The organism is Staphylococcus caprae, from assembly GCF_002902725.1.
GTDB classification, from domain to species: domain Bacteria; phylum Bacillota; class Bacilli; order Staphylococcales; family Staphylococcaceae; genus Staphylococcus; species Staphylococcus caprae.
Genome location: NZ_PPRT01000033.1, coordinates 1 through 17,641, shown reverse-complemented (window position 1 = coordinate 17,641; position 17,641 = coordinate 1). Strand labels below are relative to the sequence as shown.

General features: G+C 34.1%; 18 protein-coding genes. 1 reads left to right on the top strand and 17 read right to left on the bottom strand.

Annotated features, from left to right (window positions below):
• Nucleotides 1-167 precede the first annotated feature (167 nt).
• The 15 genes from wecB to fdaB form a co-directional block, all read right to left on the bottom strand.
• The gene (gene wecB, locus CD155_RS07250; protein WP_172605866.1) at nt 168-1,286 is read right to left on the bottom strand and encodes a non-hydrolyzing UDP-N-acetylglucosamine 2-epimerase; all 1,119 of its coding nucleotides are present in this window, start codon (nt 1,284-1,286) and stop codon (nt 168-170) included.
• A 36-nt stretch (nt 1,287-1,322) separates the two neighbouring features.
• The gene (upp, locus tag CD155_RS07245) at nt 1,323-1,952 is read right to left on the bottom strand and encodes a uracil phosphoribosyltransferase (RefSeq protein WP_037541861.1); all 630 of its coding nucleotides are present in this window, start codon (nt 1,950-1,952) and stop codon (nt 1,323-1,325) included.
• A 28-nt stretch (nt 1,953-1,980) separates the two neighbouring features.
• Nucleotides 1,981-3,219 carry a serine hydroxymethyltransferase gene (glyA, locus tag CD155_RS07240; protein WP_070830004.1) on the bottom strand — a complete coding sequence of 413 codons (1,239 nt, stop codon included), beginning with the start codon at nt 3,217-3,219 and terminating at the stop codon, nt 1,981-1,983.
• A gap of 24 nt (nt 3,220-3,243) precedes the next feature.
• Complete coding sequence (locus CD155_RS07235; protein WP_002445581.1) at nt 3,244-3,768, bottom strand: TIGR01440 family protein; 525 nt, start codon at nt 3,766-3,768, stop codon at nt 3,244-3,246.
• Between the two features lie 103 nt (nt 3,769-3,871).
• Nucleotides 3,872-4,291 (bottom strand): low molecular weight protein arginine phosphatase, encoded by a 420-nt coding sequence (locus CD155_RS07230; protein ID WP_002445583.1) that lies wholly within the window; start codon nt 4,289-4,291, stop codon nt 3,872-3,874.
• Nucleotides 4,288-5,331, bottom strand: a complete 1,044-nt coding sequence (locus tag CD155_RS07225) for an L-threonylcarbamoyladenylate synthase (protein WP_103212948.1) — start codon at nt 5,329-5,331, stop codon at nt 4,288-4,290. The genes CD155_RS07230 and CD155_RS07225 overlap by 4 nt, the downstream gene beginning before the upstream one ends.
• A gap of 193 nt (nt 5,332-5,524) precedes the next feature.
• A complete protein-coding gene (gene prmC, locus CD155_RS07220; protein ID WP_103212947.1) occupies nt 5,525-6,361 on the bottom strand; it encodes a peptide chain release factor N(5)-glutamine methyltransferase in 837 nt (278 codons plus the stop codon).
• Entirely contained in the window at nt 6,348-7,424 is a 1,077-nt protein-coding gene (gene prfA, locus CD155_RS07215) for a peptide chain release factor 1 (protein WP_070872397.1), read from the bottom strand. The genes prmC and prfA overlap by 14 nt, the downstream gene beginning before the upstream one ends.
• Nucleotides 7,424-8,023, bottom strand: a complete 600-nt coding sequence (locus CD155_RS07210) for a thymidine kinase (RefSeq protein ID WP_103212946.1) — start codon at nt 8,021-8,023, stop codon at nt 7,424-7,426. Before CD155_RS07210 ends, prfA begins: the two co-directional genes overlap by 1 nt.
• A gap of 228 nt (nt 8,024-8,251) precedes the next feature.
• Nucleotides 8,252-8,509, bottom strand: coding sequence for a type B 50S ribosomal protein L31 (locus CD155_RS07205; RefSeq protein ID WP_002435494.1), 258 nt, complete (start codon nt 8,507-8,509; stop codon nt 8,252-8,254).
• Between the two features lie 117 nt (nt 8,510-8,626).
• Complete coding sequence (gene rho, locus CD155_RS07200; protein WP_002445589.1) at nt 8,627-9,943, bottom strand: transcription termination factor Rho; 1,317 nt, start codon at nt 9,941-9,943, stop codon at nt 8,627-8,629.
• Between the two features lie 308 nt (nt 9,944-10,251).
• Nucleotides 10,252-11,679, bottom strand: coding sequence for an aldehyde dehydrogenase family protein (locus CD155_RS07195; RefSeq protein WP_103212945.1), 1,428 nt, complete (start codon nt 11,677-11,679; stop codon nt 10,252-10,254).
• Between the two features lie 203 nt (nt 11,680-11,882).
• Entirely contained in the window at nt 11,883-12,215 is a 333-nt protein-coding gene (locus CD155_RS07190; protein ID WP_002445593.1) for a winged helix-turn-helix transcriptional regulator, read from the bottom strand.
• An 89-nt stretch (nt 12,216-12,304) separates the two neighbouring features.
• The gene (murA, locus tag CD155_RS07185; RefSeq protein WP_070872395.1) at nt 12,305-13,564 is read right to left on the bottom strand and encodes a UDP-N-acetylglucosamine 1-carboxyvinyltransferase; all 1,260 of its coding nucleotides are present in this window, start codon (nt 13,562-13,564) and stop codon (nt 12,305-12,307) included.
• Nucleotides 13,565-13,939: 375 nt separating this feature from the next.
• The gene (fdaB, locus tag CD155_RS07180; RefSeq protein WP_037541862.1) at nt 13,940-14,800 is read right to left on the bottom strand and encodes a class IIb fructose-bisphosphate aldolase FdaB; all 861 of its coding nucleotides are present in this window, start codon (nt 14,798-14,800) and stop codon (nt 13,940-13,942) included.
• 220 nt (nt 14,801-15,020) lie between these two features.
• On the opposite strand from fdaB, the gene CD155_RS07175 reads away from it, so the two are divergent.
• On the top strand, nt 15,021-15,542 hold the full coding sequence (locus CD155_RS07175; RefSeq protein WP_103212944.1) for a DUF2529 domain-containing protein: 522 nt from the start codon (nt 15,021-15,023) through the stop codon (nt 15,540-15,542).
• Between the two features lie 115 nt (nt 15,543-15,657).
• Here CD155_RS07175 and CD155_RS07170 read toward each other — a convergent pair whose 3' ends face one another.
• Together CD155_RS07170 and CD155_RS13290 are read right to left on the bottom strand one after the other, a co-directional pair.
• Entirely contained in the window at nt 15,658-15,957 is a 300-nt protein-coding gene (locus CD155_RS07170; protein ID WP_103212943.1) for a hypothetical protein, read from the bottom strand.
• Between the two features lie 13 nt (nt 15,958-15,970).
• Nucleotides 15,971-17,350 carry a hypothetical protein gene (locus CD155_RS13290; protein ID WP_103212942.1) on the bottom strand — a complete coding sequence of 460 codons (1,380 nt, stop codon included), beginning with the start codon at nt 17,348-17,350 and terminating at the stop codon, nt 15,971-15,973.
• Between the last annotated feature and the right edge of the window lie 291 nt (nt 17,351-17,641).

Sequence of the window (17,641 nt, the reverse complement as noted above, 5' to 3'; positions counted from 1 at the left end):
TTATATGCCTCCGAGTGTCTTATACCAATCATGTAAACCGTTCCACTCATACAATCTAAATGATAATACAGGCTATTGTACGGTGTCAATTCCATTCAAAGTCTTGTTAAATTTTAAGACATTTTCGTCACAAAATATTCACAAAATATATCAATGCAATTTTTTCGTTATTTAAAATGATTAGGTTTTTTATCTAATAAGCCAAAGTAGAATTTGATATGCTCCACAATTCTTAAACTAGCTTTGCCGTCTCCATATGGATTCATTGCATGGCTCATTTTGTTATAAACAATATCATTATCTAATAATTGTTTCGTTGTGTTATAAACTTGTTGCTCATCGGTACCCACAACTTTCAAGGTGCCTGCCTCTACCCCCTCAGGTCGTTCAGTCGTCTCTCTAAGCACAAGGACTGGTTTATGCAATGATGGCGCTTCTTCTTGAATACCACCTGAATCTGTCATAATAAGATATGCATGTTTCGCAAAATTATGAAAATCAACAACATCTAACGGTTCAATGAGTTCTATACGTTCATGATTGCCTAAGTATGTTTCAGCTAATTCTCTTACTTTAGGATTCATGTGTACTGGATATACTAAAGCTAAATCATCGTAATCTTCAATTAACCTTTTCACTGCTTTAAACACATTTTTCATTGGTTGACCAATATTTTCTCTTCTGTGTGCAGTAAGTAGAATAAACTTTTTATTTCTATGTTTATCAATAATTTGAGATGTATACTGATCATCAATTGTATAATCCATTGCATCAATAGCTGTATTACCTGTGACAACTACTTTGTCAGAAGCCTTACCTTCATTAATTAAATTCGTTGCTGCATTAAGAGTTGGGGCAAAATGCAAGTCTGCCATTACCCCAACCATTTGTCTGTTCATCTCCTCAGGAAATGGAGAATACTTATCGTAACTTCTTAAACCAGCTTCAACATGAGCGATTGGTGTTTGATTATAAAATGCAGCAAGTGCTCCTGAGAATGTAGTGACTGTATCACCGTGTACAAGAACCATATCTGGCACTTCAGATTTAATTATGTCCTCAAGTTGAACCATCGATTTCGATGTAATACCAGACAATGTTTGCCCTGTTTTCATGATATTTAAATCATAATGAGGAACGATATTAAACGTCTTCAAAACTGAATCAAGCATTGCTCTATGTTGTGCTGTAACAACAACTATAGGCTCCAACTCAGGATCTTTTTCTAATGCTTTTACAAGTGGTGCCATCTTAATAGCTTCAGGTCTTGTTCCGAAAATGGTCATAATTTTTTTCTTCAAAAATATCTATCTCCGAATCTATTATTTAGTACCAAACAATCTATCACCAGCATCACCTAAACCAGGTGTAATGTATGCTTTATCATTTAGCTTTTCATCAAGTGCTGCGATATAAATGTCAACATCAGGATGTGCTTCTTGCATCTTTTCAACACCTTCGGGTGCAGCGATTAAGCACATAAAACGAATACTTTTCGCACCACGTTGTTTTAATGATGAAATGGCTTCTATAGCTGAAGCGCCTGTTGCTAACATTGGATCAACAACAATAATTTGTCTCTCATCGATATCTTGAGGTAATTTGGCAAAGTACTCTACAGCTTTAAGTGTTTCTGGGTCTCTGTACAAGCCAATATGCCCTACTCTTGCAGCAGGAACTAAGCTTAATACGCCATCAGTCATTCCTAAACCTGCTCTCAAAATAGGTACAACAGCCAATTTTTTACCTGCTAAGCGCTTAGCTGTCATTTTGGTTACAGGTGTTTGAATTTCAACATCTTGTAACTCTAAATCTCTAGTTACTTCATAAGCCATCAACATGCCTACTTCATCTACAAGCTCTCTGAATTCTTTCGTACCAGTATGAGCGTCTCTAATATAGCTTAATTTGTGTTGAATTAACGGATGATCAAAAACATGTACTTTACTCATTTTCATATTCCTCCAATGTGTTTATCTATTATTCATATAGTGGATATTTTGAAGTAAGGGCGTGTACTCTTTCTTTAGCTTCATTGAGTTTAGCTTCATCATCTGTATGTTTTAAAGCTAAGCTAATGATTCTTGCTACTTCCTCAAATGCTGATTCATCGAAACCACGTGTTGTTGCTGCAGGTGTTCCAAGTCTAATACCACTTGTAACAAATGGCTTTTCTTGATCAAATGGAATCGTATTCTTATTACAAGTAATGCCTACTTTATCAAGTGTTTCTTCTGCTACTTTACCAGTAATATTAATAGAACCTTTAACATCAACAGCTACTAAATGGTTATCTGTGCCACCTGAGACAACTCTAAACCCTTCATCTATTAAAGTTTTAGACAAAGCTTGAGCATTTTTAATGACTTGTTGTTGATAAACTTTAAAGTCGCTATGCAATGCTTCTCCAAATGCTACGGCTTTAGCAGCAATTACGTGTTCTAAAGGTCCACCTTGAATGCCAGGGAAGATTGTCTTATCTATGTCTTTCTTATACTCTTCTTTACATAAAATCATACCCCCACGAGGTCCACGTAAAGTTTTATGTGTCGTAGTCGTAACAAAATCAGCATATTCCACAGGGTTAGGATGTAAACCAGCTGCTACTAATCCAGCAATATGTGCCATATCTACCATTAATTTAGCGCCAACTTCGTCCGCAATCTCTTTAAACTTTTTGAAGTCAATCGTTCTTGAATATGCAGAAGCTCCAGCGACAATTAATTTTGGTTTATGTTCTAAAGCTAATCGACGTACTTCGTCATAATTAATACGTTCAGTTTCTTTATCTACACCATATTCAACGAAATTATAGAATTTACCACTGAAATTCACTGGTGAGCCATGTGTTAAATGACCTCCATGACTTAAGTTCATTCCTAAAACAGTATCTCCCATTTCAATGGCTACTAGATATACAGCCATATTGGCTTGAGAACCTGAATGAGGTTGCACATTTACATGTTCAGCACCAAATAATGCTTTAGCACGGTCGATTGCAACAGTTTCAGTTACATCTACATACTCACAACCACCATAGTAACGGCGACCAGGATATCCTTCTGCATATTTATTTGTTAAAACTGAGCCTTGTGCTTCCATAACAGCTTCAGATACAAAATTCTCAGATGCAATTAATTCAATATTTCCGTTTTGACGGTTGTACTCCTTTTGAATTGCTTCAAAAATAACTTTATCCTGTTTTTCGATATAAGACATAAAAAATCCCCTTCTTCCTTAATATTAATGATATTTAGCACGTTCGCCACCAATTTTCTTAGGTCTTGATGTTGCTATGGTAACGATAGCTTCTCCAACTTGTTTAACACTTGTTCTAACTGGAACACAAACATGTTTAATATGCATACCAATTAATGTTTGACCAATATCTATACCTTTTGGAACAGTAATATGTTCTACTACAATTGGATCTTTCATATGTTGATAAGCATAAGTGGATAAACTTCCACCTGCATGTACATCTGGAACAACAGTAACTTCTTCCATAGTCAGTGGGTTGAAATTTGTGCTTTCCATTGTAATCGCCCTATTGATATGTTCACATCCTTGAAAGACAAACGACACGCCTGTATCCTTTTCAATTTGTTTCAATGCTTCAAAAATTTCTTTAGCAATATCCATTGATCCCACTGAACCAATTTTTTCGCCAATCACTTCTGAAGTTGAACATCCAATGATACACAATTCGCCTTTCTTAAAGAACGACATATCTTTTAGTTCGTCAAGCAGTTTTTGTAAATCACGCATTTGAACCCACCCCTTTGTATAAAATAAAAAGGAACATAGCAAACTTGCTATACTCCCTAATTATAACTTATTTAAAGCCTAACATATACTAATTATATATAATTTAATCCCGAGTGGTTTTCATTTTCTTAACTAAATCGTAAATCTTGTGATACGTTTGTTCATATACTTCTGCAGGAGCCCCATAAGGATCTGCAATTTCACCATTAACATTGACGTATTCATTGAGTGTATAAACATTTGAATGCTGACCATATTGTGCCATAATCAATTCTTTATGAGATTTAGACATCGTTAAAATTAAATCCGCTTCTAAATCATCTATGCCTAACTGTTGGGCATTCGTAGGTTCAGGCAAATGATGATCATGAATAAGTTGTAACGATGCTTCTGAAATAGCTTGTCCATCCATCGCAAATAATCCACGTGATTGAATATCATCATTTGGCAATAACTTTTTAGCAATACTTTCTGCCAATGGACTACGACATGTATTTCCTGTACATACAAATATGATTTTCATAGCGTATCACCTTTAATTATTTCATTACCTGCTGCTTTGAGCATTCTATTCATAATTGCCTCAGATTGATCCTTTTTTTCAAATCCGAAAATAAAAGCACGTTGAATGTCACTAGAGCGATCTATTGAATGCAAGATGCTATATAAATTGTGGTTAGCAGTTTTAATATCTTGAGCATTCTTACATAAAGAAATGAACTGTGCACTTTCCGGTAGTAAAGATTTCATACTTTCAGGAAAAATAAAAGCAGTATCTTTCCATTTCTCATTATTATCAATTTTATGATTTAAATTTTCAATAATTGTAAGAGGAGTATCTGGCGAATAATGTTTATATTTCATACCTGGCGCAATAGGCTTTTCATTTTCAGTAAAATGAATATCTTGCACACTTTCTGGTAAGACTTTCTCAATCATCTCTTTCGTTACTGAGCCTGGACGTGCAATGCGAAATGGAAACTGCGTGCAATCAAGAACTGTACTTTCGAGTCCTTCTTCACTTTGATCACCGTTTACAATACCGTCAATTTTATGATTTAAGTCATGAAACACATGGTCAAATGTCGTAGGTGATGGGCGACCACTTAAGTTAGCACTTGGTGCAGCAATGGGTTCATCTATAACTTGAAGTAACGCTCTTCCTATTTTATGACTAGGCATACGAACAGCAATGGAATTCAATCCCCCCGTTACTGTTTCACATAAATAACCTGATTTAAGCGGTAAAATAAAGGAAATAGGCCCAGGCCAAAATGCTTCCATTAGTTTTGAAACACGTTCATCAATATGTTCAACAAATTTATCCAGTTGTTTTCTATGATGCACATGAACAATTAAAGGATTGTCAGAAGGTCGACCCTTAGCTTCATAAATCTTTTTCACTGCTTCTTCATCTTTTGCATTTGCACCTAACCCATATACCGTCTCCGTTGGAATCGCTACTAATCCACCTTTAATCACGGTATCTTTAATATCATTTATATATGGATATTGATGTAAGTTATCTTTAAAGGCCCGAACATCCCAAATGTGAGTTTCCATTTTCTTCACCTCTTTCTAATTTATATCATGTACGGAAAAAAGAGTGGAACTTAATTCAGTTAGTCGTTTGTTGAATTTAAAGTCCCACCCATCTTATATTTATAATCATTATATTAGTAACACAACATATGGTTAAACATTTTTTATTTATTGAAACCACGATTAAATATACACTTAACAATTGAAAGTTGAACTACCATTTAATAGATACGATACGCTGGTGCCCATTAATGTCTCGTATCACTTCTACGTTTTTGTTTGGATACATTGTTGTCACGATTGACTTCAATTTTTCACCTTGATTATAACCAATTTCAAAAACAACATGTCCATTTTCATTCATTACTTGTGGTAAATCTTTTAAGATGTCCTCGTAAATAGCATAGCCTTTATTTTCAGCAAAAAGTGCATGGTGAGGTTCAAATTGAAGTACCGTATCATCCATGTCTTTAGATTCCGCTTCATCAATATAAGGAGGATTCGAAATTAAGCCATCCACTTTAATCCCCTTCTCAATTAATGGCTTTAACGCATTTCCTTGAAGAAAGTGAATATCTTGTTGATGGGTGTCCGCATTGTTTCTAGCCACATTTAAAGTATCTTCATATAAATCTGTAGCGTAGACATCTAAATCAGGGCGAAGCAATTTCAGAGTGATAGCAATTGCACCACTACCTGTTCCTATATCTACTACACCATCTTTATTACGACATAATTTAAGAAAATGAAGCATTACTTCTTCAGTTTCCGGACGTGGGATAAGACAGTTGGCATCAACTTTATACTTATATCCATAAAATGATTGAAAACCTACAATATATTGAATCGGTTCTCCTTTCAACATTCTATGTAGCGCTAAATCAAATTTCGAAATATCAGCCTGTGACATTAATTCTTGACTATGAATAAGATAATCTGTCCTAGACCATTGAAAAACATCTAAGAATAACCATTCTGCTCTACTTTGTTCATATCCTTTATCTAAAGTGAGTTGGATAGCTTCTTCAAGCTTTTCTCTATAATTCACCATTATTTAATTCTTTCAATTTCTCAGTTTGTTCAGAAAGTGTGAGCGCGTCGATAATCTCATCTAAATGTCCTTCCATGATTTGGCCGAGCTTTTGCAGTGTTAAACCAATACGGTGGTCAGTCACACGACTTTGTGGGTAATTATAAGTTCTAATACGTTCAGAACGGTCCCCTGTCCCTACTGCCGACTTTCTTTGAGATGCATATTTTTGTTGCTCTTCTTGTAATTTCATATCATATAAACGTGCTTTCAACACTTTCATTGCTTTTTCACGGTTTTGAATTTGAGATTTCTCAGAAGATGTCGCAATTACACCCGTTGGTAAGTGAGTAATACGGACAGCTGAGTCAGTTGTATTGACGTGCTGACCACCCGCACCACTTGAACGATACGTATCAATTTTCAAGTCTTCATTGCGTATTTCAATTTCAACATCCTCTACTTCAGGTAGAACTGCTACTGTAGCAGTAGATGTATGAATACGACCACCTGATTCTGTTTCTGGTACACGTTGCACACGATGTGCCCCATTTTCAAATTTCAATTTACTATATGCACCACTACCAGATACTGAAAAACTGATTTCTTTATAACCACCATGATCACTTTCTGATGCTTCGACTATTTCAGTCTTAAAGCCATTTGCTTCGGCATATTTAGAGTACATTCTCATTAAATCTCCGGCAAAAATGGCTGCCTCATCTCCTCCAGCAGCAGCACGAATCTCAACGATAACGTCTTTTTCATCATTTGGATCTTTAGGTATTAATAAAATTTTCAGTTCTTCTTCCATTTCTGGTAATTCATTTTTTAATGCAGCACTTTCTTCTTTAAGCATCTCTACTTCTTCTTTATCAGAAGTTTCTCTTAACATTTCTTCGATATCTTCTAATTCTTCTTTTTTCGATTTATAACTACGATAAACATCTACCGTTTTCTGTAAATCTGCTTGTTCTTTAGAATACTTTCTTAATTTATCTGAATCATTGACAACATCAGGGTCACTTAACATTTCATTTAATTGTTCATATCGCTCTTCAACTATATCTAATTGATCAAACACTACATTTCCTCCTTCTCATTTTCACTTGGAGCCACAATATGATGCGCTCTACAACGTGGTTCGTAACTTTCATTCGCACCAACTAATATAATAGGATCATCAATTTTAGCTGGTTCACCATTGATTAATCGTTGCGTACGGCTTGATGGTGAGCCACAAACGGCACATACCGCTTGCAGTTTAGTTACCTGTTCACTTACCGCTAATAACTTTGGCATAGGTTCAAATGGTTCTCCCCTAAAATCCATATCAAGACCTGCTACAACAACTCTATGACCATTTTCAGCAAGTTGTTCTGCTATATTGACAATCTCATCATCAAAGAATTGCACTTCATCTATACCGATAACATCTACATTGTTTAAATCTTGATTTAAAATTTCTCTAGCCGTAGAAATATTTATCGCTTCAATCTCATTACCATCATGGGAGACGACCTTTTCTTTATGGTAACGATCATCAATTGCCGGTTTGAACACGACTACTTTCTGTTTCGCATAAATCCCACGTCTTAATCGACGTATTAACTCCTCGGATTTACCACTAAACATACTTCCAGTAATAGTTTCAATCCATCCGGAATGGTACGTTTCATACATTGAGAGTTCCACCTTTTTTCAAAACATAATCGCTTAATTATATCATATTTTTTATGTAGTTAAATGCATTTTCAAAGTATTATTCTAAATTAAGCAATGATACTCACTTATTACAAACAATTTAGGAACTTAACTCTCAACCCTCATTTATTGTAACGAAATTATCCAAAATAAAAAAACTGTCTACAATCCCATAATAATGGATACGTAGACAGTTGAAATTCAAAATTAGTTGTTGTTTGATTTGAAACCAAACTTTTTGTTGAAGCGTTCCACACGACCATCCGCAGCAGCGAATTTTTGACGGCCAGTATAGAATGGATGTGAATCAGAAGATACGTCTAAACGAATAACTGGGTATTCATTTCCATCTTCCCATTCCATAGTTTCTGAAGATGTTTTAGTAGAACCACTTAAGAATTTAAAGTTTGTAGTTGTATCTAAAAAGATAACTTTGTGGTATTCAGGATGAATTCCTTGTTTCATTTCTTTCAGCTCCTTTGCCCTGAACCATCTGGAACAGAGTTATTTGTGAGTTTTTTACCCAATACTGTGTAATTATAATAGGAATCAATTTAAAACGCAACCCTTTATCAATATTCGTTAGATAATTGGCTTACCTGTTTTCGTGCTTTCTTCGGCTGATTTTTGTAATTGAGTGAAAAATTCTTTATTATTTTTCGAGCGTTTTAATTTTCGGATGAAGCGTTCTGTAAAATCAGTAGAGTCTGTAAATAAATTACGTAATTGCCATAATGAATCGAGTTCGGCTTTCGAAATAAGTAATTCTTCTTTACGCGTAGAACTTCTACCAATATCAATGGCTGGGAATATTCTACGTTCTGATAATTTACGATCAAGATGAAGTTCCATGTTTCCTGTACCTTTGAATTCTTCGTAAATCATATCATCCATTCTTGATCCAGTTTCAACAAGTGCTGTAGCTAAAATAGTTAAGCTTCCCCCTGCTTCAATATTTCTCGCTGCACCGAAAAAGGCTTTCGGTTTATGAAGAGACGCTGGATCTAAACCACCAGATAACGTTCGACCACTTGGTGGTATAACAAGGTTGTATGCACGAGCTAAACGTGTAATTGAATCCATTAAGATGATGACATCTTCACCAATTTCAACCAAACGCTTGGCACGCTCTAGTAATAATTCAGCTACTTTAACGTGATGTTCTGGCGGCTCATCGAATGTAGAATGTACAACTTCCGCAGATTCAACAGATCTTTCAATATCTGTCACTTCTTCTGGACGCTCGCCTACAAGTAAAATAAAGAGTTTTGCTTCTGGTTTATTCGCTGCAATCGCATTTGCAATTTCTTTTAATAAACTTGTTTTACCAGCTTTAGGCGGAGCTACGATTAACCCACGTTGACCTAAACCAATCGGCGTCACTAAATCCATAATACGAGTAGAATAATTAGTTGGAGCTGTTTCTAATAAGATTCTTTCTTCAGGATATAGAGGTGTTAACGCTTGGAAGTGAGGACGTTTTTTTACTTCTTCTGCATTCTGATCATTAACAAAGTCAACTTGGAGTAATCCATAATATTTCTCATTGTCTTTAGGCTTACGGACTTTACCAGTTACTTTATCGCCACGTTTAATTTCAAAACGTCGAATTTGGCTGGCAGAAATATAAATATCTTTCTCACCTTTAGAATAGTTGACTGTTCTAAGGAAACCATATCCATCTTGTTGTATATCATCCAAGATACCTTCCATGTAGTAATTGCCATCTTTCTCCATTTGAGCTTCCATGATGGCTAAAACTAATTCTTTTTTATTTAATTTACTATAATTCGTCAATTTTAAAGATTTGGCTTTTTGAGTGAGCTCTTTAGTAGTATTGTTCTTGTAAAGTTCGTGGAAAGATTCATACTGAGGAGACGTTCGTTCTCTTTCAGGCATAGACTTGCACCCATTTCGTTATTTTTTATGTTGCGAGGCTCTGACATATTAAACGTTTTTAGTAGGTTTTGATGAAAAGTTTCAAAATATAACCTTGCGAAAACTTTTTTAACTTTTATAAAAACAAAGCAAAGTTAACTACTTTTTCACGTTCATATGTGTCTTAACCTTCTAAATACTAGAATAACTATAGCAAATTTTCATTTTAATTACAAAATGAATTTAGAAAATATAACAATAAAAACAAAACACGGAACTAAAATAGTTCCGTGCATCGTTTAATTGCAAGATTTAATCTATTTATTCAATTATTTAAAATATCCAGCAATTGATTTAACTTCTAAGAATTCTTCAATACCATAATCGCCCCATTCGCGACCTAAACCTGATTGTTTATAGCCACCAAATGGTAGGTCTGGTTTTCTGCCAGCTTCATTGATTTCAATTGTACCTGCTTCTACTGAGCGTGCTACTTTGCGTAATGTGTCTTGATCTTTACCGATAACGTATCCGGCTAAACCATATTTAGTATCATTCGCAATTTCAATGGCTTCATCTAAATCATTATAAGTGATTACAGACATTACAGGACCAAAGATTTCTTCTTGAGCAATAGTCATTTGATTGTCCACATTGGTGAAAATAGTTGGACGAGCGAAGTAACCTTGATCTAATCCTTCTGGTTTGCCAGGACCACCGTAGAAGAGTTCAGCACCTTCGTTAACACCTTTATCAATATAATCTTGAACTTGGTCGAATTGTTTTTTACTAATAATTGGACCAACTTGTGTGCCTTCTTCTCTAGGATTACCAACTTTAACTTGACTAAATTGTTCTTTCACTGCAGTTAAGAAATCTTCTTTAATGCTTTCAGGAACTAGTACACGTGTACCTGCAGTACAAACTTGTCCAGTATTGTTGACAACCTTGCCAGTTGTCGCTTTAGCAGCTTCTTGAATATCAACATCATCTAATACGATGTAAGGTGATTTACCACCTAATTCAAGAGATACTTTTTTGAAATCTTTTGCTGCTTTTTCCATAATTTTAGAACCTGTAGGGCCAGAACCAGTAAATGACATCATTCTTACTTTAGGATGTTCACTTAATGGATTACCTACACCTTCACCATCACCATTTACTAAGTTGAATACACCTTTAGGCACACCAACTTTGTCGAAGATTTCAGCTAAGATAATTGCCGCAAATGGTGTTTCTTCAGAAGGTTTTAACACGACTGGACTACCTGCCGCAAATGCTGCAGCTAATTTCAATGATGTTTGGTTAGTTGGGAAGTTCCATGGTGTTACTAATCCAGCTACCCCGATTGCTTCTTTAACTACTAAGTCATCACCACGTTGTTCTTCAAATTCAAAGTTATCTAGCGCATCTCTTGCAGCTGTAAAATGATCTAATCCCATTTGGTAATGTACATTTTCAGAAACGGATAATGGTGAACCAAGTTCATCAGTAATTGCTTCAATGATATCTTCTTTTCTATTTTCATACTCTTTTACAATTCTATCTAGTAAATCTCTTCTCTCTTCAACAGAGCTATGACGGAATTGTACATAAACGCTATCAGCAGCTTCTACTGCTTTATTGACGTCATCTGCATTACCTTTTGCTACAGAACCCATCACTTCTTCAGTTGCAGGATTGATTACGTCTATTGTTTCGCCACTCGCACTATCAACCCATTCGCCGTTAATATATTGTTTAGTGAAATTTCTCATATTCAATATTCACTCCTTCGAAATAGTTATATATATTAAATATCCTTTGAAAGCCTACTTTAAACATCAATATAATTGGAAATAAATTGAGCGTTATTTATTTTCCGTTTAGTAACTATAAACGAAATGCCCTTTATTGCACAAAAAAATTGCCTACAAAGTTGAACTCTGTAAGCAATTTCTGACTAAATATTTACTTAGATTTATTTTGAAGCATTTGTTTCTAATTCGACATATTTTTGTGCCCATTCTTCCATAGGCTTCAATGCTTCTGCTAATGCATGTCCTTTATCAGTCAATTCATACACAATTTCTATAGGACTTGAAGAAATAATTTTCTTTTCAACAAGATTCCATTCTCCTAAGTCAGTTAATTTTAAACTTAAAGCTCTAGGAGTAATTGTTTTTAAATCTCTTTTCATATCGGAAAAGTGAGCAGAATGACTTTCACATCTAGATAAATAGTTTATAATAAGTCCATTCCAACTCCGACCGACAATTTTGAAGGTTTCTTCAAGATATGGACAGATTTCCATTTGCCTCACCTCATATTAAATATGCTCATAATTGTAGGCATGTATCTTTTGTCTCCCAATTATTAGTATAAATAGTATATCACAAAATCTTAAATTTCTTCAGTCCAAATATCTGCACCGAGTGATTTCAAGTGTTCAACGATATTTGTATACCCTCTATAAATATGTTTTACGTTGAAAATAGTAGTTACACCTTCAGCAATTAAACCAGCAGTAATTAAGCATGCGCCTGCACGAAGGTCACTTGCATAAACTTCTGCACCCTTTAAGTGAGATGGTTTAATTGTTGCAGTGCCTTCATCAGAATAAATATTAGCACCCATATGTTTGAGTTCTTCCACATGTTTAAATCTTGCTGGATAAATCGTATCCGTTACAAAAGAAGGACCGTTCGTCATAAATAATAGAGGTGTAATTGGTTGTTGAAGATCCGTTGCAAAACCTGGATAAACTAAAGTTTTAATATCTACATTCTTATATGGCGCTTGTTTGCGAATAATTGCTTTCTCGTCTTCAATTTGAATGTCGACACCAAGTTCTCTTAATTTTACCGTTAAAGCTTCTACATGCTTAGGTACGATGTTATTTAATGTCACTTCTTCACCCATTGCAGCAGCCATACACATATATGAACCCGCTTCAATTCTATCAGGGATGATTTGGTATTCTGTACCATTCAATGTTTCAACGCCTGTAATTTTTATTGTAGTAGTACCTGCACCTTTAATATTAGCTCCCATACTCATTAAGAAATTTGCAACATCTACAACTTCAGGTTCTTTAGCGGCATTTTCAATGATAGTTTGACCTTTAGCATGAACTGCTGCAAGCATAATATTAATCGTAGCACCTACACTGACCATATCTAAGAAAATATTAGCTCCCTTTAATTCTTTAGCTTCTATCTTCATAGATGTGTCACTCGATTCATCTATTTCTGCGCCTAATGCTTTAAACCCTTTAATATGTTGGTCTATTGGACGAGGCCCTAATGGACATCCTCCTGGTAAACCAATTACACACTTTTTGAAGCGTCCAAGCATTGCGCCCATCATATAGTATGAAGCACGAAGCGACTCAACTTTATTGTTAGGTAAAGGTGCATTTTCTATTTCAGTAGTATCTACTTCTAATTCTTTACCATTTAATTTCGTTTTAATATTCAAATCTTCTAACAAACTCACTAAAGTTTTGACATCAGAGATTTGAGGAAGACCATCCAACTTTACATGTCCTTGAGCTAATAAAGTTGCGGGGATAATAGCAACAGCGCTATTTTTCGCACCACTAATTTCTACTTCTCCTTTTAGTGTTTGTCCACCTCTTATTTTTATTACCTCTTGAACCATACGATTTGTCTCCTTTGTTTCCTTCTTTTTTAAAATTTCACATTATTAGCATTATAAAATAATTTTACTTTGTTTGTAAAATACTTCAATTCTTAGCTACAGAAAATGATTTATTTGAAAAATTATTATACTTAACGTCATTAATTCGTGTTCTACTTAATTCAAGTTTACATCGATATTAAATTATTACCTCTTCTACAATAATTTAATCGTTAAAATTGTGTATATGTATGAAATAAATATTGTTTCATTTTAATTAATATCTGTTTAAACGTGTGAAGTGTATATTTATAATTGAATTTCTGATTTTAGTATAGCATAAAAAAGACCATTGAAAGCATCGTTTCAATGGCCTTAGAGCGATATGATATAAAATTATTTAGCGCGGTTAGATGTACCGAATTCTTTAATTTTACCTTTTACAGTTTCTTTAATTGCTTCACGTGCTGGTCCTAAATATTTACGTGGGTCGTAAACATCTTTATCGTTATTTAATACATCACGAACAGCCTTAGCTGAAGCAATTTGGTTTTCAGTGTTTACATTAATTTTCGCAGTACCGTAAGGAATTGCTTTTTGAATGTCTTTAGTTGGGATACCTGTACCACCGTGTAATACTAATGGTAATCCAGTAGAAGCACCAATTTCTTCCATTTCTTTGAAGCCTAATTTAGGTTCACCTTTGTATGGTCCATGAACTGAACCTAATGCAGGTGCTAAAGTATCGATACCAGTTTTTTCAACTAATTCTTGACATTCTTTAGGATCTGCATAGATTACGCCGTCAGCAACAACGTCATCTTCTTGTCCCCCAACTGTACCTAATTCAGCTTCTACAGAAACGCCTCTTTCATGTGCGTATTCAACTACTTTAGATGTGATTTCAACATTTTCTTCGAATGGGCTGTGAGAAGCATCAATCATAACTGAAGTGAATCCAGCGTCAATTGCTTCTTTACATTTTTCGAAACTTGAACCATGATCTAAATGAATCGCCACTGGAACAGTAATATTTAAATCATGAATTAATCCCTCAACCATTTTAACTACTGTATAGAAACCACTCATATAACGAGCAGCACCTTCAGAAACACCTAAGATTACTGGTGCATTTTCTTCTTGTGACGCTTCTAAAATAGCTTGTGTAAACTCAAGGTTATTTAAGTTGTATTGACCAACTGCATAACCATTTTCTTTCGCATCAATTAACATTTCTTTCATTGAAACTAAAGGCATGAAAGTTCCTCCTTGAGTGCATCTGTGCACGTATTTTTTCAACATCATTATATCAAAAATACATAGTGAATGCATGCGAATACTTTATTTAAAATTAATAATTTTCACAATCCTTAACCTTTCAACAATTGCAAACGCATACAAGATTACAATTACTCATATATTGCATAACCTACTCGTATTATTTACAATATTTTAATGAAAAGAATGGAGGAACATCATGTCAAAAATTCTTAATACACAATTGACAGGCATATTTAATAGACTCGAAAAACAAGCATTAGATATTCAAATGGCAGCACAATGTTTAATACAAGCTATCGGAGGCGAAGGCTATGTATACATAAAAGGATATGGCGATTTAAAATTTTATGAAGCATTTGTGTTAGATAGTGAGGAAAAGCTTGATTCAAGCCGTTCTCTTGAGCACTTAAATTCATTTGAAGAGATAGATTCGACTGATCGAGTATTCTTATTTTCGCCATTTTATACTGAAGAAGTAGAAAAAGATGTTCAACGTTTAATTGACTTAGATGTTGATTTCGTATTGGTATGTAACAATCCTAAGCGTGATGATTTTCCGGAGCATCTGATGCATTATGTGAATTTATCTACACCTAGACCTATTGTTTATACTGAGGATTACGATAAAATTGTTCAACCTCATCCAATGGCATTCAATTACATATATTATGAAATCTATACGCAAATGATAGAAATGACACGAGATTTAGAATTATAAATTGCAATTTAAAACATAATAACTAAGATAGTGGGCTATAGATACATAGTAGTATGTCTCCTTCCCTACTTTTCTAGTATTTTTTTGTTTTAATATCAGAAACATTTAAAAATAATCAATAGATTTTAAATGTGTTCAAAAGCGAGTGAAAGTTTGTGTCTAACGTCTTATTTTTTTGTTTGATTTTATCAATACTTTTAATTGCAGCTTCGCTAGCTTCACCCTCAAAAGCTTCTTCAATACCTTGACCTGCTTGATTAATCTCATGAAGCATTTCCTCAATAAGCCTTTCTTCTCTTTTGACGCGTGACTTAGCATCAAGTACCATATCTTGTGTTTCGGCACGCATTCTTTCCTTTAATTCTCTAAGTCTTTCTTTTTCTTTGAACATTTTTTTAGATTTATCAGAACTCATTTTTTCATCTCCTTTAACTAAATAAACCGAATATATCACTCTCTTCTTTATCTTTATCTTCAAATTGATCTGTAGCTTCATCGAGTTTTTCGGCAAATTGCATTAAGCTTTTTTGATTTTGTTTGATGTCTTGCATCACATCTTCCATTAATCCATTATCATAAAATCTTAAGTTCGCAGCAGAACCGCCTTTAGCGAGCATCTCCATATAATCTTCTAACTCACTAGGACTAATAAATTCGTGAGAACCTGCTAATAATTCCCTTTCATACCTATTTAAAATTTGTCGCGCTTCACGTGTTGTATCTCTTTGATATTCTTCTAATTTACTTAGTAACTTATCATATATATTGATTTTTTCTCTAAGTTGATTAGCAATATTCCTTACCTTATCAGAGTGGATTTTTATTTTTTTACCATTACCACCGATACCGCCGAGTCCAATCCTAACCATACTATCAGAAAAGGCACTGACGCTTTTAGAAAAGGAACTTTTCGATTTATTTTTACTCTTAGTAGTAGAGTCTTTGTCATCTTTGACTTTCTTATTCATAATTTGGATATAATCATTGTAACTCATGGGGATGCCAAACGTTTTATACGTTAAACTTAATTTTTGTGCTTTTCTGTATTGAGCTAACTCAGATTTTGTCATTTCATGAATGTTACCACCTTTAACAAAATCATCATAATTAGCAATAGAATGTTGATCTAAAAATGGTATAAATAATCCTTTATTGATATGAGGAAAGGCGATGATATTTGAGCCGATTCGGTCCCTTCCAAATGTCAAATTATTAATCATGTCATCTGGATGACCTATATTTCTAACGGTTTGTTCAAATTGACGGGAATCAATTTTATTTTGATAATTCTTAGAAAACGTTTCATTTACATTTGGAGCACCAAACGTAGTGGCTCCTTCTATATTGCCAAATACTGTATTGATTTGAGCATGTACTGAGCCTAAACTATGTGCAGCACCGGTTATATGACTATTAGGATATTTCTCTTTTACCGCTTTAGTAAAAGCAACACCTTCTGCCATTTGAGTAGGTACCATTATTGAGGAATCATATGCATTTGTAATTGGAAACTTACGTTTTAATAAATTTGGTGAATTTAAAGTATTCTGCAAACTAAAACTATTTTTTAAAGCTTCTTTAGTCACATTATAGGTACTATTAACAATATCATTATCATCAGAAAAGTCATTGTAGCTTTTATTGATTGTAGTATGATTTAAATTTTTATAATAATTATTAATTTTAGGTTTTTTTGTGTTATGATGAATTCGAAGTTGAGCGTCTGTAAATATATCATGAATACTTAAAGGATCGGTACCAGCATAACCAATAACTATATGATTTGTATCAGTTTTACCATTTTTCACTGGAGCAAAAGCATAAGCACGGAAACCATTTTGTTTATCGTCTCGTTTTTCGATAATTTTGTATTTTTGTTTCGAAGCAAATAATTTATCACCAATTTCTCCATCTTTGTATGAGTAATCAGCGAATTTTTATGAAGTTTTATCTGTATTATTCATATAAACCAACCTTTTCTATCGGAAGTGAATTAAATGAAAAAAGTCAACATTTTAATAATATTAATTTTAGCATTAATAATATTATCTTTCTACATATCTCATGAAATTAAGAGAGAGCACTATATCAAAGTTCAA

Excerpts from the sequence above, each read along its gene's own strand:
- wecB (WP_172605866.1), bottom strand. The coding sequence starts at position 1,286 with ATGACCATTTTCGGAACAAGACCTGAAGCTATTAAGATGGCACCACTT.
- CD155_RS07225 (WP_103212948.1), bottom strand. The coding sequence starts at position 5,331 with ATGGAAACTCACATTTGGGATGTTCGGGCCTTTAAAGATAACTTACAT.
- upp (WP_037541861.1), bottom strand. The coding sequence starts at position 1,952 with ATGAGTAAAGTACATGTTTTTGATCATCCGTTAATTCAACACAAATTA.
- CD155_RS07235 (WP_002445581.1), bottom strand. The coding sequence starts at position 3,768 with ATGCGTGATTTACAAAAACTGCTTGACGAACTAAAAGATATGTCGTTC.
- CD155_RS07175 (WP_103212944.1), top strand. The coding sequence starts at position 15,021 with ATGTCAAAAATTCTTAATACACAATTGACAGGCATATTTAATAGACTC.
- murA (WP_070872395.1), bottom strand. The coding sequence starts at position 13,564 with ATGGTTCAAGAGGTAATAAAAATAAGAGGTGGACAAACACTAAAAGGA.
- rho (WP_002445589.1), bottom strand. The coding sequence starts at position 9,943 with ATGCCTGAAAGAGAACGAACGTCTCCTCAGTATGAATCTTTCCACGAA.
- CD155_RS07170 (WP_103212943.1), bottom strand. The coding sequence starts at position 15,957 with ATGAGTTCTGATAAATCTAAAAAAATGTTCAAAGAAAAAGAAAGACTT.
- CD155_RS07190 (WP_002445593.1), bottom strand. The coding sequence starts at position 12,215 with ATGGAAATCTGTCCATATCTTGAAGAAACCTTCAAAATTGTCGGTCGG.
- CD155_RS07195 (WP_103212945.1), bottom strand. The coding sequence starts at position 11,679 with ATGAGAAATTTCACTAAACAATATATTAACGGCGAATGGGTTGATAGT.
- CD155_RS07210 (WP_103212946.1), bottom strand. The coding sequence starts at position 8,023 with ATGTATGAAACGTACCATTCCGGATGGATTGAAACTATTACTGGAAGT.
- prmC (WP_103212947.1), bottom strand. The coding sequence starts at position 6,361 with ATGGTGAATTATAGAGAAAAGCTTGAAGAAGCTATCCAACTCACTTTA.
- CD155_RS07205 (WP_002435494.1), bottom strand. The coding sequence starts at position 8,509 with ATGAAACAAGGAATTCATCCTGAATACCACAAAGTTATCTTTTTAGAT.
- glyA (WP_070830004.1), bottom strand. The coding sequence starts at position 3,219 with ATGTCTTATATCGAAAAACAGGATAAAGTTATTTTTGAAGCAATTCAA.
- fdaB (WP_037541862.1), bottom strand. The coding sequence starts at position 14,800 with ATGCCTTTAGTTTCAATGAAAGAAATGTTAATTGATGCGAAAGAAAAT.
- CD155_RS07230 (WP_002445583.1), bottom strand. The coding sequence starts at position 4,291 with ATGAAAATCATATTTGTATGTACAGGAAATACATGTCGTAGTCCATTG.